Genomic DNA, 7,465 nt, shown 5'->3' with positions numbered 1-7,465 from the left:
TATCGTCGCCAGCGGCCGGATGGTTGCCTGCGGTCCCGTTGAGGAGCTGCGCAGTGGTCGCACGGCGCGGCTGGTGGTGGACGCGCCGGCCGCCCCCGACGGCTGGGCTGACACCCTCCCCGGCGTCACTGCTGCATACCGGGAAGGCACCACGACCGTGGTGGAGCTCCGTCCCGGCGCCGACGACCAGGCCGTGCTCGCCGCTGCGCTCACGACTGGTCCGGTGCGCGAGTTCGTCCGGCGCCGCCCGACCTTGACCGAGCTGTTCCGCAACGTCGTCCATGATGGCGCTCCCGGTGGGCTCGTCGCCACCGCAGCCGATGGCGCCGCAGCCGATGGCGCCGTGCCGGGAGGGCGGGCGGCGTGAGCGCGACTGACGTACCAACGGGTACCGGGGTAGCCAGGCCGGACGGCTCCGAACGGGACCGCTCCAAAAGAGGCAGCTCCGAAAGAGGCAGCTCCGAACGGGTCCGCTCCGAACGGGACGGCCGGATCGACATCCGGCGGGTGATCTGGCTGGTCACCCGCCGGGAGATCGTCGTCCGGACGAGGTCGAAGGCGTTCCGGATCACCACCGCGCTCTCCATCCTCGCCCTCGCCGGCTTTGTGCTGGCGACGAAGGTCAGCGGCGCCCCTTCGACGCCGTCCGTCGCGTTCACCACCGCCACCGCGACGCTGGGCGGCCCGCTGCAGTCCGCCGCCGCGGTCGGTGCGCAGGACGTGACCGAATCGGTCGTGGCCGACCAGGCGGAAGGCGAGCGGCTCCTGCGCGACGGCGACGTCGACGCCCTCGTGGTCGGCACCCCCGAGGCGTTCCGTGTCGTCGTGGCCGAAGAGCTCAGCGAGACGTTGACCAGCACGTTCTCTCTGATGGCGCGGCAGCGTGCGCTGGACGAGCAGATCATTCGGCTCGGCGGGGACCCGGCGGTTGTCGGCGGGTCGGTGTCGTCCGCCAGCCTTGACGTTGTCGCCCTGAAGCCCCGCAAGGAGTATCAGGAGCATCGCCTCGTTCTCGGTATGGTCACCGGTCTCCTTGTCTACCTCTCGCTGCTCGTGTTCGGCCCACAGGTCGCCCAGGGCGTGATCGAGGAGAAGACCAGCCGGGTCGTGGAACTGCTGCTCGCCACGGTGCGTCCCTGGCAGCTGATGGCCGGGAAGGTGCTGGGTATCGCTGCCGTCGCGCTCGGTCAGCTTGCCCTGGTCGGTGCCGTCGGGGTCGTGCTCGGGCTCGCCACGGGTGTGCTCGACCTCCCGGCGTCAGTCGCGATCGGCGCTGCCGCATGGGCGCTGGTGTGGTTTTTGCTCGGCTTCGCCGTCTACGGGTTGCTGTTCGCCGCCGCCGGTGCCCTGGTTTCCCGCCAGGAGGACGCGGGAGGCGTCACGGCCCCGATCATGATGATGATTATTGTTCCGTATGTAATCGGCGTCTCGGTGCTTCCCGGGGACCCGGACAGCGTGCTCGTCACGGTACTTGCCCTCATACCGCTCTTCTCGCCGTTACTCATGCCGATGCTCATCGCTATAGGTGGGGCCGCGGTATGGCAGGTGGCCCTGGCCCTCGTACTGACCGTCGCGCTACTCGTCGTTCTCGTGTGGCTCACCGGTCGGGTTTACGGTAACGCCGTCACCCGCAGCGGTACCCGGGTGCGGCTGTCCGAGGCGCTCCGGCGAACCTGACCCGGCTGCGAACCTGACCCAATTCTGGCCGTAGCCGGTGACTGTTTTCAGAACGGTGGTGGCTTCGGGGCCGGGTTGGGCTTCGGGTCAGGGCTCGGCTTCGGCTTCGGGTTGTCGATGTAGGGTTCCGGACTGGTGTGGTGGACGCGTTTTTCCGGGCTCGTCCAGGTGGCCGACCCTCCGGAGCCGGCCAGGTCGACCGACCATTTCCCCCCGTGTTTCATGCGGTGGTGGCGGCGACACAGAGTGAGCAGGTTTGCTGGGTCGGTGGTCCCGCCGTCAGCATGGGGCTGAACGTGGTCGAGGTCGCAGGCCGCGGCGGGTTTACGGCAGCTTGGGAACCGGCAGGTGCGGTCCCGGGCCTGCACGTGACGGGCGAGCGCGGCTGAGGGGAACCGTCGCCGGCTCACATCCAGGAGACTGCCGTCGACGGGGTCGGTGAGGATCCGCCGCCAGGTGGCGTTGGCCGCGCAGGCCAGGTCGCGGGCGAGCCCGGCGGAGATCGGCCCGTGGCCGGCCAGCTCGCCGGGGGTGTCGGTCAGCCCCAGCAGGGTGTCGGCAGGGACGATCACTCCGACCTCGATGTGGACGGGTTCGTAATCATGATGGCGGCCCAGCAGCAGATCCGTGAGGACGTCCGCGCGGCGTTCATCCATGCTACGGGGATCGTCCGGAGCGCCGGTACAGCGAGCGAGGGCGTCGATGTGCTGGTAGGCGGCCTGGGCTTCGGCGGCTGGCAGGAAGGCCCACAGTTCGGCCATGCCGTCGTCGAGGGGCCTGATGCGAACCTGCCGCTCGCGGCGCTGCTTCTCGTGGCGCTGTTGGCCCCCATCGGGGTCGACGGCGAGCACGGCCCGGCGTAGGGCCTGGCGGAACAGCGTGTGGCTGGCCCGTCCGCCGCGGGCCAGCACCTTCTCCTCGACTGCGGCCGCGTGGAGCGCCGACAGCGGGTCGGTGGCGTCGGCGACCGCGCGGGCGCGGCCCAGGTCGATCACACCGGCTTCCAACGCGGCCAAGGTAGCTGGTAGTCGGTGAGTTACCGTGTGTGCCACCTTCAGCTGAGCGGCTGCGGCGCTGCATGACAGGTCCAGCTCGATAGCGATCTCGCTGGCGGCGAACTCGCTGAACACCGGGTCCGGCCCGGCCGCGGACCGCAGCTCCACGAACCGGGCCTGCGTGCGGATCAGCGCCGCATCCAACCTGGCCTTCTCCCGCACGATCGTCGTCATGAGGGTCAGGCAGGCATCCGCGTCCAACGCGGCGATGGGCTCGGGGCCTGCGCACGCATCACATGTTGGGCACGCATCAGATCGTGCGCACCCATCAGTCGGATCGAACATATGTTCAGTTTAGCTCGCTATCCTGACATTTCCACCCCGTTCAGCGACCCGGATTCGCCGGGCAGGCCGCCGCGGACGCCGCAGAGAGCTGCGTGCGACGGCGCGCCTCGCCACATGGCGGGCCGCCTGCGCCAGCCACGCCCGGCCCGGTTGGCCCGGTCGGTGCGTTCGCGCAGCCGGGAAGCCGACCGTTCGACGTCACTGATCGTCCGATGAACGACTGGATCCTGGTCTCACCCGACCGGCGGCATGACCCCGGTAGCCGTTCAGCGGGACGCCTTCGACGCACCCGAGCGCGAATCACCACCACGGGGCGGCGAATGCGAGGCGCCCAGGTCGTTGAGGGTCATGATGGCGACATTCCAGCAGATGGTCGCAAGGTCGGCGTCGAGGGCCCGGTACCTTGCTGCGTCCAGACTTCGTAGCACAGACCCGGTGAAATGGACGTCGTTGGCGCACTTAGAGCGACCGGCAATAGGGGACGCGGCGTCGTGGGGCCGGGGCACGCACCTCGCTGTGTTGTCGTCGGTCGACACCCACAACCTCCGGTGTCTCCCTCCTCGCACCTCGCGATGCACGCACCCCGACCCCGCTCTTTGATCCACGCCCCTCTTGCCGGGCGCTCTTATCCGGGAGTCCGGCCAGTTCGGATTGGGCGTCGAAAATATTCAGATCCCGCGGTTGCCGGATCGTATGCATGGCCTGTTCGTGGCCGATCAGCGTACGGCGCTATCCGGCGAGCTGTTCGTGCCGGACCGGTATCTGCCGATCCGGCTGCGGAGTCCGTGGTGTCCTCCGGCTCGTCGCCGTCGTTGCCCACCCGCGGCACCCGTACGCCATTGACGCCGCGGGCTGTTACCCCGTTTGCCGGACGGAAACCAGAGGGGTCGACGGTGACGCCATAGTTGCGTCGCAGGAGGTGCAGCAGCACCTGGTTGATCTGGATCTCGTCGCCGGCCTCGAGATGGAAGTCGCTACCCATCGGGTCGATTGGTGTGATTTCAACGGGCCGCAGCAGCCTCTCTATGGGATGTCGCAAGCTGATCGCATCCTCCTGCTCCCTTGCCGGAACGACTCGCCGGTGGGTGGACGGCTACTGCCGCGGTGGTGTCGTCTACCCACCGGTTATCAGGCCAGCTAGGACTGGCGACGAGACGGTCACGTGGGGTGAGTTCGTCGAGACTCGCCTGCTCGCCGGCTTCCGGGCGCGGGGGGTCCCGCTGATTCGGTTGCGTCCCGCGATCGAGCGGCTGCGCGAGCGGTTCGACACCCGCTATCCCTTGGCGCATGTGCGGCCGTTCGTTGCTGGACGAGAACTTGTCCTCGCCGTCCAGGAGGATGTGGGGTTGGACAGGCAGTTGTGCCTGGTGGTCGTACGGACGGGTCAGCAGGTGCTGAACCTGAGCGGCCCAGCTGAAGCCTTCTTCCGCTCGACCGAGTTTACCGATGGAGAAGACGGCGTCGCGCGTGTCATTTCGGCCGCTTCCCGATGTGACCGATGTCGTGATCGACCCGCTGCGGGGGTTCGGCGAGCCGGTGGTTCGTAATGTGCCCACTGAGGTCATCGCGGAGCAGGTCCGCGCCGGAGACCCGCCTGAAATGGTCGCCAACCTGTATGAGCTGAGCCCGGGTCAGGTCAATGCCGCGATCCGTTATGAGCTTTCCCGTCGTACCGGCGACTCTGCGGCATAGATCTCGGAAAAGTTGTGGCAGCCGATCCGAACCAGCTCCGGTTCTACGCGGATGAGAGCGCGCTCGGTGTCGGCAAGACTCTGGAAGTCCCCCGGCGCGACTCCCACGGTTGCCGGATCGAGACATGTGGGCGGTCACCATGTCGCGCCGGGGGATTCCACCACCAGACCCGTGGCGCGGGCCGCCTCCGCAAGGAGTTTGTCGTAGGTGAGCATGACGTCCAGCGCGTCCCCGAGGTCCAGCGCAGTGGCGAGGTGAATCGCGTCCAGGGTGCGCAGACCCGGTGGTGGAACACACGTCGCGTCGCCGAGGACCGGGGGCGTGACCTCGACGATGTCGACGTCCGCGGCGAGAAACGACTCCGCGGCACCGACCGCGGTCGGGTTCACCAGGCCGAGTAGCCGAATCAACTCCACACCCAGCAAGGCGGAGGAAACCAGGTGCGGCGGCTCGGGTCGGTGTGCGAGCCACTGCCGCAGATCCGGTGTCTCCTTCTCGGCTATGAAAAGCTTCGCCACCGCCGAGGTGTCAAGGTAGATCCGCGTTGCCATCAGCGTTCGCCGCGCAGCTCGGCGAGCCACTCCTCGGACGTGCGGCCCGTCGGGTTAGCCGCGGGCTCGGGTAGATGCGCCAGGTCGAACGGACGCCTGGCCGGTCGGATCACTCCCGCCGCCACCAGCTGCTCGTAGCGATCATCAGCTGCTGGCACGATCCGCGCCACCGTCTTCCCTCGGTCGGTGATCTCAACCGTCTCGCCGGCGCGAACCAGCGCCAGAACCCGCGCGGTCCGCTGGGAAAGCTCGCGCATCCCCACCCGCACGCGTTCGTGGTTGGCAGGTGACGTCACGCTCCACACGTTACCACATGTACAGCGTTGACGATCGATCAGGTCTCGGGACCTCGCGTCGGCTAAACAATCACATGAGGTTGGGTGGAAGGCCCTTCAGCGGATCGACGACCGGTGGACGCGGGTCAGCCGCCGACTCCGATCTGGTCGAGCAGGGTCGCGCGATCGAAGTAGGCGATCTCTTCGGTGAGTCGGTCGCCATCGAAGTGGAAGAGCATCCGCAGCGCACGTCGATGGGCCGACCGGTGGCGGTGTGGGCGGCCCCGGCCCGGACATCCCGGAGATCCACCATTCGCCCCCGGGTGGCAGACCATGTACACGCTTTCCGGAGCTGGCTCTAACGGATGATCACGACAGCTGGGTCGGTCGACGCATCATGGTCCGGGTCCGGGTCCGGGTCCGGGTCCGGGTCCGGGTCCGGGTCCGGTCAGCAGGCTGTAGTAGTGGTGCAACAGTCTGAACCGAGCGACATTGCCCCGTGGCCTCATCCATCCAGTCGACCACTCACCGGCGGATGCTTCGTACACGAATTGAGTCAGTGCGTCGAGGTTGCCGGGAATGAGGCACCACGGCTGCAGCGGAGGCCACGCGAGGGCGGCAGCCGTGGCTTTCTCGGCAGGTGTCTTCTGATTGCCGGATGCCTTGGACATTGCGGCCAGTTGGGTACGTAGGTTGGGCGTGGCGGCAATTCGATTGCGCAAATCCGCCCATTGCGTGGCTTTGGTCGCCGCGGCCGCAAGTACTGCGCTCACCAGGGCAAGCCGCATCTGATCCGCGCCGATATTGTATCGCAGGTACGCGAGCGGGAGGTCGATCCAGGTCGGGGCCCCGGCCGGTAGCGGGCCCGGCCCGAGCAGCCACAACGGGTCGGTGAACGACCGCAGTAACTGGACGCCGTCGCCCAGGGCGGCGCCGACGAAGGAAACCGGATCCTTGACCAGCGCGGCGACGGCTGACCTGGTGGGCGGCGCCGGCGTGAGCCGGCGGACCGACACGGCGTCGCGCAGCAGCAGGCTGCGTGCGATCGCCGTACCGAGGTTGTCGACTCCCGCGGATTTCCAGATCTGATATGTCCAGGCCTGATACCAGGCGCCGCCGGCGGGTCGACTGCCGAGCACGTCGAGTCCAACGATCTGGATCAGAAATTCCTTGGTGGCGATATCGGCGACTGTGGCATCCGAGAGGGGGGCCAGGAGGATACCGCTGGCCAACCACACCATGTTGCTGATGTCGGGTCTGGGCCGCAGGGATGTCACGGCGTCGGTCGTCCCACTGGGCACTCCGGCGTCGATACTGGATGCAGAGGCAGGCATTGCCAGCGCGCCTTCGGTCCGGAACAGAGCGAGAACCGTTGCCAGGTCAGCACCTGTCGCGGACGCGCACTCACGGGCCGCCCGGAGTCGAAACAGGATGTCCTGGAGCCGACGCAGTCCGACGATCGCCTGAGCGCTCGTCCACGAGCCCGTGGCCGCGTCGGCAACGGTGACCCGCCCCTCCACGAGCGCCTTGCCCAACCCGGCGCCAGATGTGGCGTCGACGTCGAGCGCCTCATGCAGGAATTTCGGCACCGCGCCCGGGAGGCCCCGGGGTACCTTTGGGGCGCTGATGCCGGCCTGCTGTTGCGCAGGGCGTATCCGATTGAGCAGGATCATCGCCCCGTTCACCTGAGCCTGCTGCCATTCGGGCAACACCAGGGCGAGCTGGTCGCCGACCCGCTTGATGCGGCCCGCGACGTCCAGCGCTTGAAGTTGACGTTCCAGGCCGGCCAGACTCGGCAGGTAAACGGCCGCCGACATACCCGGACCCGGCGCGATGTCGGCCGGCAGCGGTGACACCGGCCCACCGACCGGTGCCGCCGCGAGAAGCATCTGCGCCAGCATCTGACCGGCGGGTCCCGCCCCTGCCCCGC

The 7,465-nt window shown here is 68.1% G+C and carries 6 protein-coding genes and 1 pseudogene; 3 read left to right on the top strand and 4 right to left on the bottom strand.

The features are described 5' to 3' along the window. Positions 1 to 367 (top strand): DUF4162 domain-containing protein (locus U9978_RS10300; RefSeq protein ID WP_322760861.1); only part of this gene is annotated, 367 nt, incomplete at its 5' end. After that, entirely contained in the window at positions 364 to 1,677 is a 1,314-nt protein-coding gene (locus U9978_RS10295) for an ABC transporter permease (RefSeq protein WP_322760860.1), read from the top strand. The genes U9978_RS10300 and U9978_RS10295, both read left to right, overlap by 4 nt. A 47-nt stretch (positions 1,678 to 1,724) precedes the next feature. On the opposite strand, the gene U9978_RS10290 is transcribed toward U9978_RS10295, so the two are convergent. Further along, positions 1,725 to 2,906: an HNH endonuclease signature motif containing protein gene (locus U9978_RS10290; protein ID WP_322760859.1), complete on the bottom strand. Its 1,182-nt coding sequence runs from the start codon at positions 2,904 to 2,906 to the stop codon at positions 1,725 to 1,727. A 1,557-nt stretch (positions 2,907 to 4,463) separates the two neighbouring features. Between U9978_RS10290 and U9978_RS10285 the strand changes: the two genes are divergently transcribed. After that, the gene (locus U9978_RS10285) at positions 4,464 to 4,709 is read left to right on the top strand and encodes a DUF433 domain-containing protein (protein ID WP_322760858.1); all 246 of its coding nucleotides are present in this window, start codon (positions 4,464 to 4,466) and stop codon (positions 4,707 to 4,709) included. 134 nt (positions 4,710 to 4,843) lie between these two features. Here U9978_RS10285 and U9978_RS10280 read toward each other — a convergent pair whose 3' ends face one another. From U9978_RS10280 to U9978_RS10270, 3 genes and pseudogenes are all read right to left on the bottom strand, one after another. Then, positions 4,844 to 5,260 carry a type II toxin-antitoxin system VapC family toxin gene (locus tag U9978_RS10280; RefSeq protein WP_322760857.1) on the bottom strand — a complete coding sequence of 139 codons (417 nt, stop codon included), beginning with the start codon at positions 5,258 to 5,260 and terminating at the stop codon, positions 4,844 to 4,846. Next, on the bottom strand, positions 5,260 to 5,556 hold the full coding sequence (locus U9978_RS10275; protein WP_322760856.1) for a type II toxin-antitoxin system prevent-host-death family antitoxin: 297 nt from the start codon (positions 5,554 to 5,556) through the stop codon (positions 5,260 to 5,262). Before U9978_RS10275 ends, U9978_RS10280 begins: the two co-directional genes overlap by 1 nt. A gap of 374 nt (positions 5,557 to 5,930) precedes the next feature. Beyond that, positions 5,931 to 7,465 (bottom strand): annotated as a pseudogene (locus U9978_RS10270) (hypothetical protein); the annotation flags it as partial.

Origin of the sequence: Protofrankia sp. Cr2, assembly GCF_963555885.1 — a bacterium.
Taxonomy (GTDB): Bacteria; Actinomycetota; Actinomycetes; order Frankiales; family Frankiaceae; genus Protofrankia.
The sequence above is the reverse complement of the archived record's forward strand: the minus strand, read 5'-3'. Positions and strand labels throughout refer to the sequence as shown.

Excerpts from the sequence above, each read along its gene's own strand:
- U9978_RS10280 (WP_322760857.1), bottom strand. The coding sequence starts at position 5,260 with ATGGCAACGCGGATCTACCTTGACACCTCGGCGGTGGCGAAGCTTTTC.
- U9978_RS10285 (WP_322760858.1), top strand. The coding sequence starts at position 4,464 with ATGGAGAAGACGGCGTCGCGCGTGTCATTTCGGCCGCTTCCCGATGTG.
- U9978_RS10290 (WP_322760859.1), bottom strand. The coding sequence starts at position 2,906 with ATGACGACGATCGTGCGGGAGAAGGCCAGGTTGGATGCGGCGCTGATC.